This window comes from Rhizobium mulingense (assembly GCF_029194105.1).
Lineage (GTDB): Bacteria > Pseudomonadota > Alphaproteobacteria > Rhizobiales > Rhizobiaceae > Rhizobium > Rhizobium mulingense.
This window is the reverse complement of record NZ_JARFVE010000008.1, coordinates 187,694-208,637: the sequence shown is the minus strand read 5'-3', so window position 1 is coordinate 208,637 and position 20,944 is coordinate 187,694. Positions and strand designations below refer to the sequence as shown.

At 62.5% G+C, this 20,944-nt stretch carries 21 protein-coding genes; 8 read left to right on the top strand and 13 right to left on the bottom strand.

Annotated elements, in window-relative coordinates:
- Nucleotide 1: 1 nt before the first annotated feature.
- From PYR71_RS19930 to groES, 4 genes are all read right to left on the bottom strand, one after another.
- Nucleotides 2-1,096 (bottom strand): glycosyltransferase family 4 protein, encoded by a 1,095-nt coding sequence (locus PYR71_RS19930; RefSeq protein ID WP_275620586.1) that lies wholly within the window; start codon nt 1,094-1,096, stop codon nt 2-4.
- Between the two features lie 84 nt (nt 1,097-1,180).
- Nucleotides 1,181-1,600: a hypothetical protein gene (locus tag PYR71_RS19925; RefSeq protein WP_275620585.1), complete on the bottom strand. Its 420-nt coding sequence runs from the start codon at nt 1,598-1,600 to the stop codon at nt 1,181-1,183.
- A gap of 94 nt (nt 1,601-1,694) precedes the next feature.
- Nucleotides 1,695-3,323: a chaperonin GroEL gene (gene groL / locus PYR71_RS19920; protein WP_275620584.1), complete on the bottom strand. Its 1,629-nt coding sequence runs from the start codon at nt 3,321-3,323 to the stop codon at nt 1,695-1,697.
- Between the two features lie 52 nt (nt 3,324-3,375).
- Complete coding sequence (gene groES, locus PYR71_RS19915) at nt 3,376-3,690, bottom strand: co-chaperone GroES (RefSeq protein ID WP_064706626.1); 315 nt, start codon at nt 3,688-3,690, stop codon at nt 3,376-3,378.
- Nucleotides 3,691-3,969: 279 nt separating this feature from the next.
- On the opposite strand from groES, the gene PYR71_RS19910 reads away from it, so the two are divergent.
- Complete coding sequence (locus tag PYR71_RS19910; RefSeq protein WP_275620583.1) at nt 3,970-4,242, top strand: usg protein; 273 nt, start codon at nt 3,970-3,972, stop codon at nt 4,240-4,242.
- A 50-nt stretch (nt 4,243-4,292) separates the two neighbouring features.
- On the opposite strand, the gene PYR71_RS19905 is transcribed toward PYR71_RS19910, so the two are convergent.
- The 4 genes from PYR71_RS19905 to PYR71_RS19890 all read right to left on the bottom strand — a co-directional run bounded on the left by PYR71_RS19905 (nt 4,293) and on the right by PYR71_RS19890 (nt 7,073).
- Nucleotides 4,293-4,991 carry a pentapeptide repeat-containing protein gene (locus PYR71_RS19905; RefSeq protein WP_183915385.1) on the bottom strand — a complete coding sequence of 233 codons (699 nt, stop codon included), beginning with the start codon at nt 4,989-4,991 and terminating at the stop codon, nt 4,293-4,295.
- Nucleotides 4,992-5,174: 183 nt separating this feature from the next.
- Nucleotides 5,175-5,717 carry a GNAT family N-acetyltransferase gene (locus PYR71_RS19900; RefSeq protein ID WP_275620582.1) on the bottom strand — a complete coding sequence of 181 codons (543 nt, stop codon included), beginning with the start codon at nt 5,715-5,717 and terminating at the stop codon, nt 5,175-5,177.
- A 111-nt stretch (nt 5,718-5,828) separates the two neighbouring features.
- Complete coding sequence (gene trhA / locus PYR71_RS19895; RefSeq protein ID WP_183915389.1) at nt 5,829-6,497, bottom strand: PAQR family membrane homeostasis protein TrhA; 669 nt, start codon at nt 6,495-6,497, stop codon at nt 5,829-5,831.
- Between the two features lie 156 nt (nt 6,498-6,653).
- Nucleotides 6,654-7,073 (bottom strand): universal stress protein, encoded by a 420-nt coding sequence (locus PYR71_RS19890; RefSeq protein ID WP_275620581.1) that lies wholly within the window; start codon nt 7,071-7,073, stop codon nt 6,654-6,656.
- 213 nt (nt 7,074-7,286) lie between these two features.
- Between PYR71_RS19890 and PYR71_RS19885 the strand changes: the two genes are divergently transcribed.
- A complete protein-coding gene (locus tag PYR71_RS19885; protein WP_416340340.1) occupies nt 7,287-8,240 on the top strand; it encodes a VOC family protein in 954 nt (317 codons plus the stop codon).
- A gap of 7 nt (nt 8,241-8,247) precedes the next feature.
- On the opposite strand, the gene PYR71_RS19880 is transcribed toward PYR71_RS19885, so the two are convergent.
- The gene (locus PYR71_RS19880) at nt 8,248-8,631 is read right to left on the bottom strand and encodes a hypothetical protein (RefSeq protein ID WP_183915396.1); all 384 of its coding nucleotides are present in this window, start codon (nt 8,629-8,631) and stop codon (nt 8,248-8,250) included.
- A 216-nt stretch (nt 8,632-8,847) separates the two neighbouring features.
- On the opposite strand from PYR71_RS19880, the gene PYR71_RS19875 reads away from it, so the two are divergent.
- The gene (locus tag PYR71_RS19875; RefSeq protein WP_275620579.1) at nt 8,848-10,014 is read left to right on the top strand and encodes an AI-2E family transporter; all 1,167 of its coding nucleotides are present in this window, start codon (nt 8,848-8,850) and stop codon (nt 10,012-10,014) included.
- A gap of 18 nt (nt 10,015-10,032) precedes the next feature.
- Nucleotides 10,033-11,325, top strand: coding sequence for an NAD(P)/FAD-dependent oxidoreductase (locus PYR71_RS19870; RefSeq protein ID WP_275620578.1), 1,293 nt, complete (start codon nt 10,033-10,035; stop codon nt 11,323-11,325).
- A 76-nt stretch (nt 11,326-11,401) separates the two neighbouring features.
- On the opposite strand, the gene PYR71_RS19865 is transcribed toward PYR71_RS19870, so the two are convergent.
- Nucleotides 11,402-12,190, bottom strand: a complete 789-nt coding sequence (locus tag PYR71_RS19865) for a polysaccharide deacetylase family protein (protein ID WP_275620577.1) — start codon at nt 12,188-12,190, stop codon at nt 11,402-11,404.
- A gap of 91 nt (nt 12,191-12,281) precedes the next feature.
- On the bottom strand, nt 12,282-12,671 hold the full coding sequence (locus PYR71_RS19860) for a DUF930 domain-containing protein (RefSeq protein WP_183915405.1): 390 nt from the start codon (nt 12,669-12,671) through the stop codon (nt 12,282-12,284).
- A 242-nt stretch (nt 12,672-12,913) separates the two neighbouring features.
- Here PYR71_RS19860 and PYR71_RS19855 point away from each other — a divergent pair, with 242 nt between their 5' ends.
- The gene (locus tag PYR71_RS19855; protein ID WP_275620576.1) at nt 12,914-15,022 is read left to right on the top strand and encodes a S9 family peptidase; all 2,109 of its coding nucleotides are present in this window, start codon (nt 12,914-12,916) and stop codon (nt 15,020-15,022) included.
- A 43-nt stretch (nt 15,023-15,065) separates the two neighbouring features.
- Nucleotides 15,066-15,587, top strand: a complete 522-nt coding sequence (locus tag PYR71_RS19850) for a DUF1697 domain-containing protein (RefSeq protein ID WP_275620575.1) — start codon at nt 15,066-15,068, stop codon at nt 15,585-15,587.
- On the opposite strand, the gene PYR71_RS19845 is transcribed toward PYR71_RS19850, so the two are convergent.
- The gene (locus PYR71_RS19845; protein ID WP_275620574.1) at nt 15,584-16,261 is read right to left on the bottom strand and encodes a TetR/AcrR family transcriptional regulator; all 678 of its coding nucleotides are present in this window, start codon (nt 16,259-16,261) and stop codon (nt 15,584-15,586) included. The two genes, PYR71_RS19850 and PYR71_RS19845, sit on opposite strands and share 4 nt — an antisense overlap.
- A gap of 222 nt (nt 16,262-16,483) precedes the next feature.
- On the opposite strand from PYR71_RS19845, the gene PYR71_RS19840 reads away from it, so the two are divergent.
- Nucleotides 16,484-17,431 (top strand): homocysteine S-methyltransferase family protein, encoded by a 948-nt coding sequence (locus tag PYR71_RS19840; protein WP_275620573.1) that lies wholly within the window; start codon nt 16,484-16,486, stop codon nt 17,429-17,431.
- A gap of 264 nt (nt 17,432-17,695) precedes the next feature.
- On the opposite strand, the gene PYR71_RS19835 is transcribed toward PYR71_RS19840, so the two are convergent.
- A complete protein-coding gene (locus PYR71_RS19835; RefSeq protein WP_275620572.1) occupies nt 17,696-19,150 on the bottom strand; it encodes an MFS transporter in 1,455 nt (484 codons plus the stop codon).
- A gap of 236 nt (nt 19,151-19,386) precedes the next feature.
- Here PYR71_RS19835 and PYR71_RS19830 point away from each other — a divergent pair, with 236 nt between their 5' ends.
- Nucleotides 19,387-20,889: a protein adenylyltransferase SelO gene (locus PYR71_RS19830; RefSeq protein WP_275620669.1), complete on the top strand. Its 1,503-nt coding sequence runs from the start codon at nt 19,387-19,389 to the stop codon at nt 20,887-20,889.
- Nucleotides 20,890-20,944 lie beyond the last annotated feature (55 nt).

Genomic DNA, 20,944 nt, shown 5'->3' with positions numbered 1-20,944 from the left:
GTCAGGCGACAGCCTGCAGGTCGAGCGCCTGCCCGTTGGACCGGCGTATCTGCGTGGCTTTGATACGAACGCCCGGCAAGTTGCGATAGATGTCGAGATAGTCGCAAGCCATCCGTTTCGCGGTGAAGCGCTTTTCGAATGCAGCCCGCACCTTACGGCGATCGAGCCGGAGCGCCCATTCGACATTTTCAACCGCCTCGGTGACACTGTCGACGAGGATGCCGGAGACGCCATTGTCAATGACCTCGGGAACCGAGCCACAGCCGAAAGCGATCACCGGCGTGCCGCAGGCCATGGCCTCGATCATCACCAGCCCGAATGGCTCCGGCCAGTCGATCGGGAACAGCAGAGCGCCTGCATTTCCAAGGAAGTCAGCCTTCTCAAGCTCATCGATCTCGCCGATAAATTCCACATGCGGATGACTCTTCACCATCGGCTCGATCACGGATTCCCAATATGCCTTGTCGACATTGTCGATCTTTGCAGCGATCTTCAGCGGCATTCCGACCTTTGCCGCGATCTGGATCGCGCGGTCGGGGCGCTTCTCCGGAGAGATACGGCCAAGGAAGGCGAGATAGTCGCCTTTCGGGCTCTCCGTGAAAGGAAGAAGGTTGCTAGGCAAGCCGTGATAGACCGTTCCGCGCCAGTCGACCGGCGGCATCGGGCGGCGCTGGTCATTGGAGATCGACACCAGCGGAATTCCCGGGAACGCCGTATAGAACGGCTTCAGATCCGGCAGGTCGAGTCGCCCGTGCAGCGTCGTCACCGTGCGGTCGGCGAAATCGCGGATCAGCGGGAAATGCAGCAGATCGATGTGGAAATGCAGCACGTCGAACTCATGCGCCCGCCGACGGATCTCCTCCAGCATCACGACCTGATGCGGCAGATGGTCCCTGACTGTCGGGCTGAGCCGCAGCGCGACGTCCGCACATCGCACCAATCTCGCGTGGGTGACGGAATCGCCGCTGGCAAAGAGCGTAACCTCGTGTCCCTGAGCGACGAGTTCCTCGGTAAGGTAGGAAACGATCCGCTCGGTCCCCCCGTAGAGCTTCGGCGGAACGCTTTCGGCGAGCGGTGCAATCTGAGCGATCTTCATCGGCAAAACCTCCTCAGTTGAGCAAAGAGTCGTCGGCAAAAATCCCTGCGTCCTCGAGAGGCACAGGGCGGGCCAGACGGAGGGTCAGGTTTCGAACAGCGGTCGACGCCGTCCTCCGCTCCAGTAGCTGCACAAGCCAAGGCCGGGAAGCCGGCGCGCGGGCGGTTTTCGACGGCGGACCCTATGGCGATCCAGGGAAGCGGACGTATCCTGCCTCGCGGATGGTCGATCGCCATTATCCAAAGCCTTCAGCGCTTCAAGGATCTCGTCATAGGATACAGCTCTTTCAGCCCCGGGGCAAAGGCGGAGGGCTGGTGCGGATTCGACTGCGAAGATATCGGATGCCCATGAAGCGAGAATGGCCCGCTTCTCGTCGTTGTCGATCTCGGCGGCAAGCACGTCACGCGGGTGACCGAAATGCTTCGCCGGATGGAGCAGATGCGCCGCGCTTATGGCTGCCACGGCATTCTGCTGTATGGAATTGCTGATGTTTTCCTTTCTCATAGCTTGGCTCCATTGATGTCGACCGATGGAACTTGTTTAATTCGATAGTGCGTAGAACGGCCCGCCCCGATGGCAGGGCGGGCCAAGCGACCGCTTAGAAGTCCATGCCGGCACCAGCCGGCATTGCCGGAGCGGCATCTTTCTTCGGCTTCTCGGCGATCATGGCTTCCGTCGTGACAAGCAGGCCGGCCACGGAGGCGGCATCCTGTAGCGCCGTACGCACCACCTTCGCCGGGTCGATGACGCCCTGCGCATATAGGTCGCCATATTCGCCGGTCTGGGCATTCCAGCCGTAGGAGAACTCGCTCTTCTCCCGCAGCTTGCCGACGATGATCGAGCCTTCCGCGCCGGCGTTTTCGGCGATCTGGCGAACCGGTGCCTCAATTGCCCGGCGAACGATGTCGACACCGACGCGCTGGTCGGCATTGGCAGTCTTGATAGCGTCGAGCGCCTTGACAGCACGCAGCAGCGCCACGCCGCCGCCGGGCAGAATGCCTTCCTCGACCGCGGCGCGGGTTGCGTGCAGCGCATCGTCGACGCGATCCTTCTTTTCCTTCACTTCGACTTCCGTCGAGCCCCCGACGCGGATGACGGCAACGCCGCCGGCGAGCTTGGCAAGCCGTTCCTGCAGCTTCTCGCGATCGTAGTCCGAGGTGGTCTCTTCGATCTGGGCGCGGATCTGAGCGGTGCGACCGTCGAGTTCCGCCTTCGAACCGGCACCGTCGATGATGGTGGTGTTTTCCTTTTCGATTGCCACCTTCTTGGCGCGGCCGAGCATATTCAGCGACACATTCTCGAGCTTGATGCCGAGATCTTCGGAGATGACGGTGCCGCCGGTCAGGATGGCGATATCTTCCAGCATGGCCTTGCGGCGGTCGCCGAAGCCCGGCGCCTTGACGGCAGCGATCTTCAGGCCGCCGCGCAGCTTGTTGACGACGAGCGTTGCGAGCGCTTCGCCTTCGACGTCTTCAGCAATGATGAGGAGCGGCTTGCCGGACTGGACGACGGCTTCGAGAACCGGCAGCATCGATTGCAGATTCGACAGCTTCTTCTCATGGATCAGGATATAGGGATCCTCGAGCTCGACCCGCATCTTGTCCTGGTTGGTGACGAAATAGGGGCTCAAATAGCCGCGGTCGAACTGCATGCCTTCGACGACTTCGAGTTCGGTTTCCGCTGTCTTGGCCTCTTCGACCGTGATCACGCCTTCGTTGCCGACCTTTTCCATCGCTTCGGCGAGGTAGCGGCCGATCTCGGAATCGCCGTTGGCTGAAATGGTACCGACTTGCGCAATTTCGGAATTGTTGGAAATCTTACGGGCGTTGGCCTTCAGTTCCCCGACGACGGCTTCGACGGCAAGATCAATGCCGCGCTTCAGGTCCATGGGGTTCATGCCAGAGGCAACCGCCTTGGCGCCTTCCTTGACGATTGCCTGGGCTAGAACGGTCGCCGTCGTGGTGCCGTCGCCGGCGAGATCATTCGTCTTGGATGCAACTTCACGCAGCATCTGGGCGCCCATGTTTTCGAACTTGTCTTCGAGTTCGATTTCCTTGGCGACGGAAACGCCGTCCTTGGTGATGCGCGGCGCGCCGAAGGACTTGTCGATCACGACGTTGCGGCCCTTCGGGCCGAGCGTTACTTTCACCGCGTTGGCTAGCACATCGACCCCACGCAGCATGCGTTCACGGGCATCGCTATGAAATTTGACTTCTTTCGCAGCCATTCTGTCACTCCTTCAATAGGCAGCTTTTTTTGACTAATGCGCGGAATTCGCCTCAGGCGGCGATCTTTTCGGCGGCCTGGGCTTCGATGATGCCCATGACATCGCTTTCCTTCATGATCAGCAGGTCCTCGCCGTTGATCTTGATCTCCGTGCCGGACCATTTGCCGAACAGGATTCGATCGCCGACCTTCACGTCGAGCGCCTGGATCTGGCCGGCATCGTTGCGCGCGCCGGGGCCGACGGCGATGACCTCGCCTTCCTGTGGTTTTTCCTTGGCAGTGTCGGGGATGATGATGCCGCCTTTGGTCTTTTCCTCGGAATCGACCCTGCGGACGAGAATGCGATCATGAAGCGGTCGGAACGACATGTTTTCCTCCAATGGACAAACAATAACGATATTGTTCCCCTGGCCGGACCGGATGACCAGTCCGGGCGGGTGCAAAACCCCGATTGAGCGTTCTGCGCGCAATGATCTGGTTTTGCGGTTTTTCCATTTCAAGAGGGCGTCATAAAAAAATCAGCACTCGTTCGAAGTGGCTGCTAACATACTGGAAAGGAACAATAAACAGGGGAGTCGCGTTGAGAATCCGTTGATGGCCGCAAAATTTTGCGCCACTTTTCGAGCGTCATGAAACGGAGATGAAGCATGCCATTTTCATCAGATCTGGGACGTCAGCTGGACGGCTACGGGCTGACTACCGCGCATATCCTCTATCGCATTCCCGATTTTGAATCCGTGCTGCAAACCTATATCTGGCAGGATTACGACCTCGCCCCGGATTTTCCGGAGATGCATAAGTTTCTCGATTTCTGGCGGTCCACCCTCGACGGGCCGCTACACTCTGTTCGCTACACCCACCAGCGGCTGATCGGACCTAACGAATGGCGCCGGGTCATGGGCGAGTTCAAACTCCACTAGTTCGATGCCGGCATCCAGCGCAGCCGACATGAGCCTGCGATCCGGAGCGCTCACTCGTGTTCGGCAGGGCATGGCCAGGTTGCCGGCGCCGAGAGGCCGGGCGGCAGCTTGGTCGAGGTATCGCCACAGGCGAGCTCGATCTGCGCCTGTTCGAGTCCGGCGGCAGCCGAGAGGTCCAGACCTTCGATGCGGGTCAGGAACATGAAGGCGCGGTCGAACATTGCCGGACCTTCGATAGTGGCGTTGGAGAGATCGGCGCGGGAGAGATTGGCGAAAGAGAATTTCACCCCCGTCAGCACCGCCTTGTCGAAATCTGCGCGGCCGAGTTCGGCCTTTTCGAAGCTCGCACCGGAGAGCCGGGCGCCGGCGAAATTGGCGCGCTGCAGCTCGGCGCCGGCAAAGGAAGCGCCTTCGGCGGCAATATTGGCGAAGCTGGCGCGATAGGCTTCGACCTTGGCGAAGTTGGCCCCTTCGGCATGTGAACCTTCGAGCGAGGCGCGCACCAAAGTCGCCTTCTCCAGATTGGCGGATTTGAAATTCCCGCCGCTGAGATCGGTCAGCGAGAAATCGGTGCTGAAGAGATTGGCGCCTTCGAGATCACTGCCCTGCAGCATCAGGTTCTTCTTCGAGCATTCCTGCCAGTCGAGTTTCGGTGAGGCCGTGCTGCCGCAATCGGCGGCGCGCGTGGAGATCGGAGCGGAGGCGAGAAGAAGCAAGGCAAGGAGGCCGAGCGGCGTATGCATTACCATTGAACTGTTGATCTCCATGACGCTTCACGCCGCCTCTCGCGAAGCAGGCGGCCTCTCATTTCTACACAGCTCAGAATACAATAAAAAGATGGCGAACGCGCTGGCAATGATTTGCCGTTTCACTCCGTCCGAAGCGCTCATCCGTGCCCAGGCAGGCAGCCAGACTCTGCCCAGCCAGGCCGATCAGTCGGCCTTGCCGGGCAAGCCGGTCAAATCCGCCTTGCCGGGCAGACGAAGCTCCATGCAGGTGAGATCCAGCCAGCGGCCAAACTTCGTGCCGACCTCGGAAAATCTGCCGGCGATGCGGAATCCGAGCTTCTCGTGCAGGCGGATCGAGGCGGCGTTCTCAGCCTCGATGCCGGCGATCATCACGTGGATATCGGCGGCAGCGGCACGCGCGATCAGCGCCCGCATCAAGGCCTCACCGATACCGGCGCCGCGGCTATCCTTGTCGACATAGACGGAATGTTCGACCGTATGGCGGTAGCCCTCGAAGGCGCGCCAGTCGCCATAGGAGGCGTAGCCTGCGACCTTGCCCGACATCTCGGCGACGATGACGGGAAAGCCGCGCGCCTGGCGCGCGCTCAACCATTCCTGCCGGTTTTCGAGATCGACGAGTGTCTCGTTCCAGATCGCCGTCGTGTGCTCGACGGCGTGATTGTAGATCTCGCGGATTGCGGAAAGATCGGCTTCGGTGGCGTCGCGAAGGAGGACGGCGTCTGTCATTGTTGGTCCGGTTCGATTGGCTGTCAGGGGTGGCATACGCCGCGGTGCAAAACATGTAAACGGCAGATGGCGGAGACGCCGCTTGCGGGATAGCTGCGCCCAGGCAGCTGCTCAGAAACCCTGCGCCGGCAGGCTGAAACAGGTGAAGACGGCCGAATAGTGCACGGCGGCGGCGATGACGACGAAACCGTGCCAGATGGCGTTCTGGAAGCGCAGCTTCTCCCAGACATGAAAGATGACGCCGAGCGAATAGAGGACGCCGCCGATGACGATCAGCAGCATCGAGGCGGACGGGATGCGCGCGGCGACAGGCCCGGCCACCAGCACCCCGCTCCAACCCATGGCGAGGTAAAGCAGGATGGCGAGACGGTCGTAACGGCCGGGAAAGACGCATTTCAGGACGATGCCGACGGCGGCGAACAGCCAGATCGCCACCAGCATGAACAAGAGCAGCGGATCGTCGGCGCCGCGTTGGAGGAAGGGCGTGTAGGTGGCGGCGATCAGGACGAAGATCGCCGAATGATCGAAGCGGCGCAGGAACCATTTGGTGCGAGAGACCGGCCAGATATTGTAGGAAAAGGAAATGGCAAGCGTCAGCACCAGTCCGACGCCATAGATCCAGGCGGCGGCGAGCGCGCCGTAGGAGCTCCAGACCGTGGCGTAGAAGATCAGCACCGTGGCGCCGATCAGCGCCAGCACGAGGCCGACGCCGTGGACGATGCCATCGGCGATCAGTTCATACCTGTCGTAAGCCCAGCGAATGCCGTTGAACTCAGCCATGCGCGCCAATCCATTTCGTCCCCGGCCTCGATGGTCGCACCGAACGGATGGCGGCGCAACAGCGGCACATCGCGGGCGCGGTAAATCTTCGTGACAGGTCACTCGGCGCCTGCCGCGCTTTAGGCGCGGCGAGCGGAGAAATGGGAAAGCGCGCGCTTAGATCTTGTGCCGTTCGACCAGCACCGAGCACTTGGCATGGCGCACGACGCGGTCGGCCGTGGCGCCGATGAAGTAGTTGGAAAAATCCGGCACATGCGAGGCGAGGATGATGAGGTCGGCGCGATGGCTTTCGGCGGCCGCAATGATGGCCTTGGCCGGCGGGCCGTTGCGGATTTCGACTGTTGCCGCGACTCCGGTTGCGGTGACCAGCGCCTGCAGCCTGTCGCGGCCGTCCTTCATGGCGTCCTCGAGCATATCGGCCGGCAGTTCGATCGCGACATAGGTCGGCACATCCTCGACGACGTTGAGTGCAACGATCTCGCCACCCTCGTCGAGCAGCGATGCGGCCTTGCGGAGGATATCTTCTCCCCTGCCGGGACCGCCGAGCGCGATCGCCACGATGATCTTCCTGTACATGGCTTCCCTCCATGACTGAGATGCATGAGCTTCTTCTTAAGAAGATATGGACGCATTGACCTTGATCAAGTCGGCGGAACACGTCAGCGAAAGCAAATCAGCGCAAGCGATTGTCAACGCTTGCTCAACGCTTCATCCTCAAAAACGAGGCTTCTGTGAACAATGGCGATGGGCCATATAGGGATCAGGTACAGCCGAGAGGATATCAGGCGCATGAACCGGCGACACTTTCTCGGGCTTGCCACGGGCGGCATGGTTGCCGCCACCGCCGGTGCGCCTTCGATTTCTGAGGCAGGAGAATTATCCATGACGACCGAAACATCCTATGCACTGGCGCGGCCTGCCTATATCGACCAATCGCATCTCGTCGTCAGCGACCTTGCTCTCGTGTCCGGCTTCTATCAGGCGATGCTCGGCCTCAAGGTTATCGAAAGGAGCCCAAGCGGCGAAGTTCTCGGGGTCGGCGCTCTGCCGCTGCTGACGCTGACGACCGCTGGGAATGCCGCAATCGCGCCGCGCAACGCCGCCGGGCTGTTTCACACCGCCTTCCTGATGCCCGACCGCACCGAACTGGCGCGCTGGCTGCGCCATGCGGCGCATAACAACGTCGTTCTCGACGGTGCTTCCGACCATCTCGTCAGCGAGGCGATCTATCTTTCAGACCCGGAAGGCAACGGCATCGAAATCTATGCCGACCGGCCGCACGAAGGATGGAAGTTTCATCAGGACGGCATGGTGGAGATGGCGACGCTGCGCCTCGACCTGCAGGCGCTTTACGACAGCGCGCCCGAGGATCGCTGGGACGGCATGGCTGAGGGTACGGCGATCGGCCATCTGCATCTGCAGGTCGGCGATATCCCGCAGGCCGACAGCTTCTACCGCGACGTGCTCGGCCTCAAGCTGATGGCCCGTTATCCCGGCGCAAGCTTCTTTGCAACCGGCGGCTATCATCACCATCTCGCCGCCAATATCTGGAACAGCCGGGGTGCGGCCCCGCGCGCCGACAATATGACCGGGCTTTCGGATTACAAAATCCGTTTCAACGACAAGGCGACCCTCGATGCGGCGGTCTCGAAGCTTGACGCGCTGGAGATCGACAGCGAGAAGCGCGACGGCGGTGTCTTCCTCAGGGATCCCTGGGGCATCGGCCTGACGCTGTCGGCCTGAACTCCATCTATTGAACCTTTTCGGTTCCGGATGGCGTCGTCACCCCGGTCGGTCCGCCACCGCTTCCGCTCGGCGTGGGGTCGCGGTCCGTCGCTTCGGGCGGCCGTGAAGGGCCGGAGGCCGGGTCATCGTTGAAGGTGCCGGGGCCGGACGGCTGCGCATTGATCGGATCCGGCTTCGTCGATGCTGTCGCCGTCGGATCGTTATTGGTGGGATCGGGCCAAATCGCCACGCTTACGCCGGCAATGATGAGGACCGCCGCACCCGCCAAAAGGGCGGTCCAACCCCACCATCGCCTGCGATCGGCGGCTTTGAGCTTCGTTTCGTCCGCATAAGGGGGATTGGTCGAAAAGCTCTCGGTGACCTTCGTCTGATCGCGATCTGCAGTCATGAGCTATCTCCTTCAGAGATCGAACGTCCGCGACTGCGAGGTTGTTCCGGCGGCCGGATCAAATCCAAGCGGTGGTCGATGAAGGCGGAGGTCTCCTGCTGATCGCCACTGCGGCAAGCCGAGGGACATCTTTCGACGTCGCATGACCCAAGCGGAACCGGAACCGCATCAGTGCGTTTTCGTGGCGAAGCAATGGGGCTTCGGGGACCTCACCGCATGGGCATCGCCAACGGCATCCGCAAACAAGCAAGGAAGATCGCCATCGGCGAACGCCGCACCAGCGCCTGGGCGCAGTCATTGCGCGAGACGGCGGAGGAATTGCCTCCCCCGCCGGTGCATCGGCTTGAAAAGGACGGGCTTGATATCAGCATGGCCTGGGCGATCATCGGCATCTTCGTCATACTCGGCCTTGCCGCCGTCTACATGATGTCGTTGATCCTCATCCCCATCACCCTTGCCGTCGTCGTCGGCATGATCCTCGGCCTGGCCGCGGAAAATCTCGGCAAGATGGGCGTGCCGCGACTCGCCAACGCTTTTCTTTTGTCGAGCGGCGTCGCCCTTGTCATCGCACTGCTGGCCAACTCGCTTGCGGGTCCGCTGGCGACACTTGCCAATGAAGCGCCGGCCTTCGTCGAGCGGACGATCAGCCGCATTATGCCCTACCTGGAGCGCATCGAATGGTTGCACATCACGCCGGCGACATTCGAAAGCGGGCCGATGTCGATCGGCGCGCTGCTCGAGAACACCGGCAATGTGCTGCATTTGGTGACCACAAGCCTGACGCCGGCGCTGGTGCAGGGGCTGATCTTCTTCGCCGCGCTGCTGCTGTTCCTCGCCAGCCGGGTCAATCTGCGCAAGACGATCATCATGACCTTCCGCACCCGCACGCAGCGGCTGGCAGCGATCCGCGTCATCAATGCCGTCGAGCAGGTGCTCGGCTTCTATTTCGCCACAGCCTCGCTGATCTATGTCGGGCTCGGCGTCGTCATGACAGTCATCGCCTATGCGAGCGGATTGTCAGCACCGGTGCTGTGGGGCTTCTTCGCCTTCCTGTCGAGCTTCATTCCCTATCTCGGCATCACGCTGATGACGCTTTCCGTCGCCATCGCCGGCATCATCACCTATGACGGCTTCATCGTCGGCCTGATGCCGGCCGCCGCCTTTTTCACCGTGCACCTCGTCATGGAAAACCTGATCTTTCCGGCGGTGATGGGACGGCGACTGGAAATCAACCCCTTTGTCGTCTTCATCGCCATCCTGTTCTGGACCTGGATGTGGGGCGCCGTCGGTGCAATGCTGGCTTTGCCGCTGTCGCTGATCGTCATGACTGTTATCGAGGAATTGCTGATCGAGGAAAGATCGCAGCCGCAATTGCCGAAGTGATCAAGCGAGGAGACATCAGTGGCATCCGATCTCGCACTCGACGAGTCCGACCATGAGCAGATGGTCAGCGGCCGTTCGTTCTGGGGACGAACCGGCATACGGCCGGCATGGCAAGCGATCGGTGATAGCTTTTCCACCGATGTCGCGGTGATTGGCGGCGGCATCACCGGCGCGCTGGTCGCAGAGCACCTTGCAGCGCGCGGCTTCTCGGTTGTCATCATCGACCGGCAGGAGCCGGGTTTCGGCAGCACCGTCGCCAGCACGGCGATGCTGCAATGGGAAATCGACAGTACGCTCAGCGAGCTGGAGACCTGGTACGGCTTTGAGCGCGCCGCCGGCATCTATCGCCGCAGCGCCGCGGCCGTCGCAGGCCTTGCCAAGCTGATTGCCGCAAACGACATCGCCTGCGGCTTCCGGCCGCGCAACACGCTTTATCTCGCTGCCAACCAGGAAGGCGCCCGCGACCTGCTGGAAGAGCGCCAGCTGCGGCGCCGCGCCGGCCTTCCAGGTGTCTATCTCGAACATCCCGATCTCTTCACCCAGTTCGAGCTCGATCGCGATGGGGCAATTTATTCGCCAGGTTCGGCGGAGGCCGATCCGCTGCTGCTCACCTGGGCGGTGATCGCGATGGCCCTTCGGCGCGGCGCGCAGCTGGTCAAGGCTTCGGTGACCGCTCTGCACAGCGAAGGCGATCAAGTCACGGCCGAAACCGACGGCGGCCCGGTGATCGAAGCGCGGCATGTCGTGCTGGCCACCGGCTATTCGATGCCGGGTCTCGACATGCCGAAGCTGCACCGGACAAGCTCGAGCTGGGCAGTCGCCACCGTGCCGCAGGACCCTGCGACGTTCTGGCGCGACAGGGCGTTGATCTGGGAGGATAGCCATCCCTATCTCTACATGCGCACGACCGCAGACAACCGCATCGTCGCCGGTGGTGAAGACGACGGCACTGTCGATGCCGCGGTGCGCGAGCGGAAGCTGCCGGCCAAGACCCGGGCAATCCAGGAAAAAATGAAGCGGCTCTGGCCGAGAGCGGACGCCCGCATCGCCCATGCCTGGGGCGGAACCTTCGGCGAAACCGCCGACGGCCTGCCGCTGATCGGCCCCGTGCCCGGAATGCCCCATGTGCTTGCCGCCTATGGCTACGGCGGCAACGGCATTACTTTTTCCTATCTCGCCGCGCAGATGATCGGCGCGATCATTGCCGGGATTCACCGCGACTGGTTCGAGGATTTCGCGCTCGATCGGGATGGACCGGGGCTGCGGCGATTTGGGGAGGATCGGCTGCGGGTTGGGAGTGAGTTGAGGTAGAGGCTTTGTATTGGCTGCTGTGCCGAGCAAGCCCCCGGCAGGGCAGAGGGACTTGCACAGCATAACCCTCGCGGAACTACTCCGTCGTCTTGTCGTCGCCCATATCCTCCACATCATCCAGCCGGACGAATTCCGTGCCCCTCATCTTCAGATCGACCAGCGCCTTCGCCACCCCCTCGCCGGCAGCATGGGTCGGCTGGTTGATGTGGGAGATGACGACGTCGCCGTCTTTGGCCGAGGCGATGCGCTTTTCGGTGATCACGGCGCCGAGCAGCGAGCCGCCGTCGCCGTTCACCGAATAACCGGCGATGCGATAGCCGAGGGCGCGGATTTCGCCGATGGCGGAAAGGTCATATTTGGCGGTCGAGCCGCGGAACCAGTGCGGTGCGGGAATGCCGGCTGCGAGCATGGCGGCAGCGCCGCCTTCGACTTCCTGTCGGACGGCCTGCGGCGAGCCGGCGGACGCGATGCCATAGACCAGCGTAGGCGTATCGACGGCGGGAATGTGGTTCTCGCCGTGATTTTCGAGTTCGAACAAGTCGGGGTTCTGCAGGAAGACGGCGAGCGCAGCGGGGTTGCGCTTCAGCCAGCGGGCGGTGACGAAGATCGTCGCCGGGATGCGCTCGCGCACCAGGGTCGACAGGATGCGCTCGTCCGCCTGGCCCATGCAGGCGTCGAAGGTGAGCGCAATGCGGGCATGGCCTGATATATTGGAGCGGGCAATATGCAGATGCGGCTCGACGAGTTTGACCGCCAGGTTCTTCACGACCGGAGCGGCGGCCGCCGGCAGCGGCGGCGTTTCGGCCGCGCAAAGCGTGGAGAGGCCGGCCAGAAGAAACGCCGAAACAAGAAAGATACGGTTCATGGAAGGACTTCTACGATTCCATCGGCCGAGTTTAGCGACGGCACTCGTCCACCGCCATGCGGCCGGTCAGCGCAGCCAACGGGACAGGCGATCAATCGTAGAGATAATATTTATCCCACTTCTCGCGCGGCACCTTGTCGCCGATCTGGTAATCAAGCTGGCGCACGTTGATATGCTGCGGACCGGTGATGCAGGTGTAGGAGAGATGGTACCAGTCGCCCTTGCTGCGGAAGACCGCGCCTGGCGCCTGCAGCGAATTGTCGCCGGCGATCGGGTCCTTGAAGGTGTAGGCGATCACCTTGTCGGGCTTGAAGCCGGTGCTGTCCTGGTTGATGCGGCTCATCGCCTCGGTGTCGCAGCTCTGCTCCAGACGGGTCGAGGGATCAAGTTTTTCCAGCTGCTTCTTGATGGCGGGGTCGACCGCAAAGGCGGGGGCAGCAAGGCCGAGGAGGGATACAAACAGGAGCAGATGTTTCGGCATTGAAGAAAAATCCCTTGCTGTTGTCCAGTCTTCACCCTGCCGCAGGCAGCTTGCCGGGGGCTTGGCACGTGTAAATTTCGATCTGCGATAGCGGACATTCTTAAATATTGTGGTGACATCAAGGCAGGGCGGACCGAGCCGCCCCATCGCCTGTGGAAGGTCACCTCGCCCCTTGGCGCTTGATCCGGAACCGGTGCGCCTCTATCTCTTGCCAACCCGACATTCCCACCGGAGCCAATTCCTTGTCCGTTTTCAAGAACCTGCCGACCCCGCCCGCCGCGCCGAAGAAGCCCGTCTCCGATACGCGCCACGGCATTACCCGCACGGACGATTACGCCTGGCTGCGCGCCGACAACTGGCAGGCGATGTTCAAGGATCCATCGATCCTCGATCCCGAGATCCGCCGGCATCTCGAAGCTGAGAACGCCTATATGAATGCGGCGATGGAGGACACCAAGCCGCTGCAGAAGGTGCTGTTTTCCGAAATGCGCGGCCGCATCAAGGAGGACGACAGCTCAGTGCCGGTCAAGGACGGCGCCTATGCCTACGGCACGTCCTACGTGACCGGCGGCGAACAGCCGCGCTATTTTCGCATTCCTCGCGATGGCAATGTCGCCGATGAGACGATCCGCACGGTGCTGCTCGACGGCGACAAGGAAGCATCAGGCAAGGCCTATTTCCGCCTCGCCGGCCTCGACCATTCCACCGACCACGGCCGCGGCATCTGGGGCTATGACGACAAGGGGTCGGAATTCTTCACGCTGAAGGTGCGCGACCTTTCGACCGGCCAGGATCTCGACGACGTGATCGAGAATACCGGCGGCGGCGGCGTCTGGGCGCCCGACGGCAAGAGCTTCTTCTATTCGGCGCTCGACGAGAACCACCGGCCCTCCAAGGTGTTCCACCACATTGTCGGCCGGCCGCAGTCGGAAGACCGGCTGGTCTATGAGGAAGCCGATGCCGGCTTCTTCATGGGCGTCGGCGGCTCGCTGCTCGACGATTTCATCTATATCGACATTCACGATCACGAGACTAGCGAATACCGGCTGCTGTCGACCAAGAATCTGACCGCCGAGCCGAAGCTGGTGGCGGCGCGCCAGGAAGGCATCGAATATTCGCTGACCGAGGGCGGCGACGTCTTCTACATTCTGACGAATGACGGCGGCGCCAAGGATTTCAAGATCATGGAAGCGCCGGTCGATAATCCGGGCAAGGAGAACTGGCGCGAAGTCGTGCCGCATAAGCCAGGCACGCTGATCATCAGCCACATGGCCTATGCCCGCCATCTCCTGTGGCTGGAGCGCAAGGATGGGCTGCCGCGGATCATGATCCGCGATCGGGCGACCGGCGAGGAACATGCGATTGCCTTTGCCGAGGAAGCCTATTCGCTGGGGCTTTCGGGTGCTGCGGAATACGACACCGATGTCATCCGCTTCTCCTATTCCTCGATGACGACGCCGTCGCAGCTCTACGACTACAACATGGTGACGCGCGAGCGCACGCTCTTGAAGACGCAGGAAGTGCCGTCGGGCCACAATCCCGAAGACTACGTCACCCGTCGGGTCTTCGCCCCCGCCTGGGATGGCGAGACCGTGCCGGTCACCCTGCTCTACCGCAAGGACACGCCGCTCGATGGCAGCGCCCCCTGCCTGCTCTATGGCTACGGCGCCTACGGCATCACCATTCCGGCCGGCTTCAACACCAATTGCCTGTCGCTCGCCGACCGCGGCTTCGTCTATGCCATCGCCCATATCCGCGGCGGCAAGGACAAGGGCTTTGCCTGGTACGAAGACGGCAAGATGGACAAGAAGACGAACACCTTCAAGGACTTCGTCGCCGCGGCCGACTATCTGAATCAACAGAAGTTCACCTCTTACGCGAAGATCATCGCCGAGGGCGGCTCGGCCGGCGGCATGTTGATGGGCGCTGTCGCCAACATGGCGCCGGAAAAATTTGCCGGCATCATCGCCGCCGTCCCCTTCGTCGACGTGCTCAACACCATGCTCGACGACACCTTGCCGCTGACGCCGCCGGAATGGCCGGAATGGGGCAACCCGATCGACAGCCGCGAAGAATACGAGCAGATCGCCGCCTATTCGCCCTATGACAATGTCGGCGCCAAAGCCTATCCGCCGATCCTGGCGCTCGGCGGCCTGACCGACCCGCGCGTCACCTATTGGGAGCCGGCCAAATGGGTGGCGAAGCTGCGCGACAAGACCACCGGCGCGGCGCCGATCCTGCTCAAGACCAACATGGACGCCGGCCATGGCGGCGCCTCGGGGCGTTTCCAGCGGCTGGAGGAGATTGCGTTTGAGTATGCGTTTGCGATCAAGGTGGCGGGGAAGATGTAAAATCTTCAGGGCCGGCACGGTACAGCGGCCAAGGGAGAAAAAAATGCACGTCTACGTCGCTCTCCTCCGCGCCGTGAACGTCGGCGGCACCGGTTCGCTGCCGATGGCCGAGCTGAAGGTGATCTGCGAAGGCCTCGGCTTTGCCGATGTGAAGACCTACATCCAGAGCGGCAACGTGCTTTTCCGCTCGGATGAATCCGAAAAAGCGGTCGAGGCGAAGCTCGACGAAGCCCTCGGGCAAAAGATGGGCAAGCGGCCGGGCGTGATGGTGCGTAGCTGGAAGGAACTTAGCGACATCATCGCCAACGCTCCCTTCCCCCATGCCAAGCCGAACTTCCTGCTTGTCTACTTCCTGCCCGAAAAGACGCCCGGCGATGCGCTGGACAAGATGGTGGCGCCCGACGGCGAGGAGGCGAAGCTTGCCGGGCGGGAAATCTATGTGCATTATCCCAACGGCTCCGGCCGGTCGAAGCTGAAGCTGCCGGCGCTGAAGCCCGGAACGTCCCGCAACCTCAACACCGTGCGCAAGCTCGCCGAAATGGCGGCCGACATGGAGGCCGGCTAAGTCTGGCCGCCGCCGGCGGCGCCAAAGGCCTGCGCAGGCCTTGCGACGGCAAGGGGCTGCTCGACAGCCGGCTGGAAGAGCAGGCGTACGAAGGTCCTCAGCATCAGCACCTGCTCGGCCAGCGTGTTCGGCTCCTTCAGTGTCTTCGACAGCACGATGCCGCCTTCGAGGACGGAGGAAACCATGTCGGCGAGCTGATCGACATCGACGGGCTCGCGCGGCGGATAGACATCCATGATTTCCCTCAACATACGGCCGAAGCGGCGACGCCAGGCAAGCACCGCGTTCCGGTTCGTTTCCTGTATCTCCCGGTCGAACAGCCGCTCATAGTAGCAGACGGTCGCCACGAGGCAGCCGGGGTGGCCGTTGGGCAGGTCGGAGAGAAGTTCGGAAAGCAGCTTCAGGCCGAGCAGGAAGGATTGCAGAGGATCGTCCATGAGGTCGCGCGCGCGGCTGAATATCTCGTCATAGATGCGCTCGTCGTTTTCGATGTAACGGTTGAGCAGCGCCTTGGCGAGTTCGTTCTTGTCCTTGAAGTGATAGAAGAAGCCGCTCTTGGTAATGCCGGTTTCGGCGATCAGCTCCTCGATGGAGGTGCCGCCGAAGCCCTTCTGCAATACCGCCGCTTCGGCCACATCGAGAATGCGGGTCCGGGTTTCCTCTCCCTTTCGCATTTCCCCCTCCTGTACCCGCGGTACAGTTTCGAGCGCCGAAGGTTCGCATCCGCTTCGGTTCCGGGTAGCATCGGCTGATGCCAAGCGATTGATTTCAATCCGCTAAAATCGAAATTTCCGCCAGTATACCTCAAGTCGCCTAGTTTGGCAGCCGATTAAGCGGCAGAACTTTACTCATCGACGGCCGCCATTTCAGGCGCCGCGACGGGAGAGACCACAACAATGGCAAAGTACAGACATAGTTTACCGCAACTCAAAGGCGGCACCTTCCTGACCGATGGCGGCATGGAGACGACGATGATCTTCCAGGAAGGGATCGCGCTTCCGCATTTCGCCGCCTTCGTATTGCTGGCTTCCGAAGATGGCCGGAACCGCACGCGGAACTACTATCGCCGCTACCTCGACATCGCACGGCGGCACGGTACCGGCTTCGTGCTCGACACCGCCACGTGGCGGGCCAATCCCGACTGGGGGCGAAAGCTCGGTTACACCCGCGAAGCGCTGAAGGCGGCGAACGAAGAAGCCGTCGAACTGCTGGCCGGCTTGCGCAGCACCTATGAGCAGCCGGGGCAGCCGATCGTCATCAGCGGCGCCATCGGCCCGCGCGGTGACGGCTACAAGGCGGGCATGATGAGCGCCAACGAAGCGGAGGACTACCACGCCTTCCAGATCGAAGCCTTCACCGGCACGGAGGCGGACATGGTGAGCGCCTTCACGTTGACGAATATCGACGAGGCGATCGGCGTGGCGCGTGCGGCAAAGTCGTTCGCCATGCCCTGCGCCATATCCTTCACGCTGGAGACGGACGGCAGGCTGGTGACGGGCCGCAGCATTCAGGACGCCATCGAGACGACCGACATGGCGACTGGCGGAGCACCGGTCTACTACATGATCAACTGCGCGCATCCGACGCATTTCGAAGGCGCTCTCGATCATGGCAGCGCATGGGTAAAGCGCATTTCCGGCATCCGCGCCAATGCTTCGACCATGAGCCACGAGCAGCTTGATAACAGCGAGACACTCGATGCCGGCGATCCCGAAGATCTCGGGCGGCGATACCGCAAGCTTCTCGATCGCATGCCCGAGCTGCGCGTGCTCGGCGGCTGCTGCGGCACGGATCATCGCCATGTCGCGGCCATCTGCGAGGCATGCCTGCCGCAGGCGGCGTGAGCCCAAGAGGGAGGACAGGAGGATGACGATGGTGGGAGCGGAGTCGCGCCGGCGAGGCTGGCGCGGGCTGTGGCTTAGAATCACGGGGCGGCGCGGGCGCGCCGAGCCCGAGGCGATGGTGGAGGTCGCGTTGCGGGATATCGATCTCGCAGCCTTCGGCGGGCCGAGCGCCTACGGGCTCGAGGCCGACCGACGTGAGGGCCGGCGCATGCGGCGCAAGCCACCGCGGGGGACCGTCTGCTTCTGATGAGAGAAAAGGCGGCGTCAGCCTTCGGCGGCGGCGCCTTCCGTCCGTTTCGCCTTATAGCCGCTGATTTCCTCGCCGGCGGTCGGCGAGAAGCGCAGGTTCCAAAAGGTCGCGGTGATCGAGATGAGGGTGACGACGATGAAGGCGGTGGAGAAATCGCCGAGCGACGGCGTTTCGACCTCGTTGAAGGCCATCGAGCCATGCAGCGCCAAGGCGCCGATGCAGATGCCGAGCGACAGCATCAGCTGCTGGAAGGTGGTGTAGAAACTCGTGGCCGAGCTCATCCGCTCCCTGTCGATCTCGTCATAGGCAATCGTGTTGTAGGCGGTGAACTGGAATGACAGGAAGAAGGCGCTGAGTATCAGGACGATGAAGATCAGCGGCATCGGCCAATCCGGCCGGAAGGCGGCGCAGAGGCCGTAGCCGATCGTGCCGAGAATGCCGTTGAGGACGAGGCTGCGGCGGAAACCGAGCCGGCTGAAGACGAACTTCGCCATCGGCTTCATGGCGAGAGCGCCAAGCGCGGTGGCGATGACGATCTGGCCGGCGGCGGCGGCCGACAGGCCGAAGCCGATCTGGAAGAGCAGCGGCAGCAGGAAGGGCTGGGCGCCCTGGGTGATGCGCGTCAGCGAACCGGCGATGACCGAGGTGCCGAAGCTCGGCACCTTCATCAGCGAGAAGTCCATGATCGGCGACGGATGCCGGCGGGCATGCCTCAAATAGGCGGTGCCGAAGATGAGGCCGATGGCGATCAGGAAGATGGAAAAGGCGCCCTCGCCTTCGTGGCTCGACATTTCGAAGCCGAAGAGCAGCGAGCCGAGCGAGATGCCGGAGAGCACGAAGCCGATCGTATCGAACGGGCCGCTCGCCTTGCCCTTCACTTCATCGATATAGATCGACACGAAGGTCATGCCGATGATGCCGATCGGCACGTTGATGTAGAAGATCCAGCGCCAGTCGAGATAGGTGACGAAGAAGCCGCCGAGCGGCGGCCCGACGATCGGGCCGATCAGCGCCGGCACCAGCAGCCAGGACATGGCGCTGACCATATCCTTGCGGGCGACGCTGCGCATCAGCACCAGGCGCCCGACCGGCATCATCATCGCGCCGCCGAGGCCCTGCAGCAGCCGCGCCAGCACCAGGAACGACAGCGTTGGCGCCAGCGCGCAGAGGATGGAGCCGATGACGAAGACGGCGATGGCCGCGCGGAAGACGGTGCGGGAGCCGAAACTGTCGGCCATGCGGCCGCTCGCCGGAATGAAGATCGCCAGGCTGAGGAGATAGGAAGTGAGCGCAATCGACATGGCCGGCGCGCTGACGGCAAAATCGCGCGCCATGGTCGGCAGCGCCGTCGCCAGCACGGTCGCATCGATATTTTCCATCAACATCGCACTCGCGACGATCATCGCGATCACCCGGAAATTGGGCGCGGCGCGCCGAACCATCGGCGCCTGGTAAATCTGATCCGACATCGTCCGGGATCACTCGCGGTGGCGCGGCGGAGCACAGGAAGCAGCAAGGCCGCGGGGGATGACATGGCTAACGCCAAGGGGAGACGATCTGCTATACGCCTGTGATCATGGCGGCGCTATGTCCTTTATGGCAAAGCAGCTTTGACGAGCGGGAAAAGCAGATCACGTTTGCTTGCATCGGCCTCATGCTTCGTGAAGAGCTTGCGCCGCACGCCACCCGGCCCTACCTATCGATTATGACCTCCGCCCTCGAGAAAAACCGGCCCTGTGCGGCCTTCGCCTTCGATAACAGCTATGCCGGCCTGCCGCAGCGCTTCTTTGCGGCGCAGATGCCGACGGCGGTGGCGGAGCCTTGGCTGATCAAGCTCAACGAGCCCCTCGCCGCCGAGCTCGGGCTCGACGTCGAGGCGCTACGGCGCGACGGCGCGGCGATCTTTTCCGGCAACCTCGTTCCGGAAGGCGCACAACCGCTGGCGATGGCCTATGCCGGCCATCAGTTCGGCGGCTTCTCGCCGCAGCTCGGCGACGGCCGGGCGATTCTGCTCGGCGAGGTGATCGATCGCAGCGGCAGGCGCTTCGATATCCAGCTGAAGGGCGCCGGACCGACGCCCTTCTCGAGGCGCGGGGACGGGCGGGCAGCCCTCGGGCCGGTGCTGCGCGAATATATCGTCAGCGAGGCGATGTTTGCGCTCGGCATTCCGGCGACGCGGGCGCTGGCGGCGGTGACGACGGGCGAGCCGGTTTACCGGGAAGAGGTGCTGCCGGGCGCCGTCTTCACCCGGGTCGCGGCCAGCCACATCAGGGTAGGCACCTTCCAGTTTTTTGCGGCGCGGGGCGATACAGACGGTGTGCGTGCACTCGCCGATTATGTGATCGACCGGCATTATTCCGCGCTGAAAGAGGCGCAGGAGCCTTATCTGCGCTTGTTCGAAGCCGTCTCAGAGCGGCAGGCCGCACTGATCGCCCGCTGGCTGCATGTCGGTTTCATCCACGGTGTGATGAACACGGACAATATGACGATCTCCGGCGAGACGATCGATTTCGGCCCCTGCGCTTTCATGGATACTTACGATCCGGCGACGGTTTTCTCGTCGATCGACCAGCATGGCCGTTATGCCTATGCCAACCAGCCCGCCATTGGCCAGTGGAACCTTGCACGGCTCGGCGAAACGCTGCTGCCGCTGATCGACGCCGACCCCGACGGGGCGGTCGACAAGGCGAATGCAGTGATCCGGGCCTATGGCGAACGGTTCCAGGCGCATTGGCTGGCTGGCATGCGGGCGAAGATCGGCCTTGCCGGCGAAGAGGAAGGTGATCTCGATCTGGTGCAGGCGCTACTGTCGCTGATGCAGGCGCAGGGGGCTGATTTCACCCTGACCTTCCGCCGACTGTCGGACCTTGCCGGCGACGAAACCGCAGAGCCCGCCTTTGCCGCAAGTTTCCGCGAGGCGGAGGCCGGCCGTACCTGGCTCACACGGTGGCGCGAGCGACTGTCGCGCGATCCGCAGACGGCCAGCGAGCGCGCCACCGCCATGCGCGGCGTCAATCCGGCCTTCATTCCGCGCAATCACCGCGTCGAACAGGCGATCGACGCGGCGGTCGAAAACGGCGATTTCTCGCCGTTCGAGGCGCTGCTGACGGTGCTCGCCAGACCCTATGACGACCAGCCGCATTTTGCCGCCTATAGTGAGCCGCCGAAGCCGCATGAACGGGTGCTGGCAACCTTCTGCGGGACGTGAGCGACGTTAAAGCCTGCGTCCGTTCGAGCCGGCTGCCGTCATTACTACAACCGAG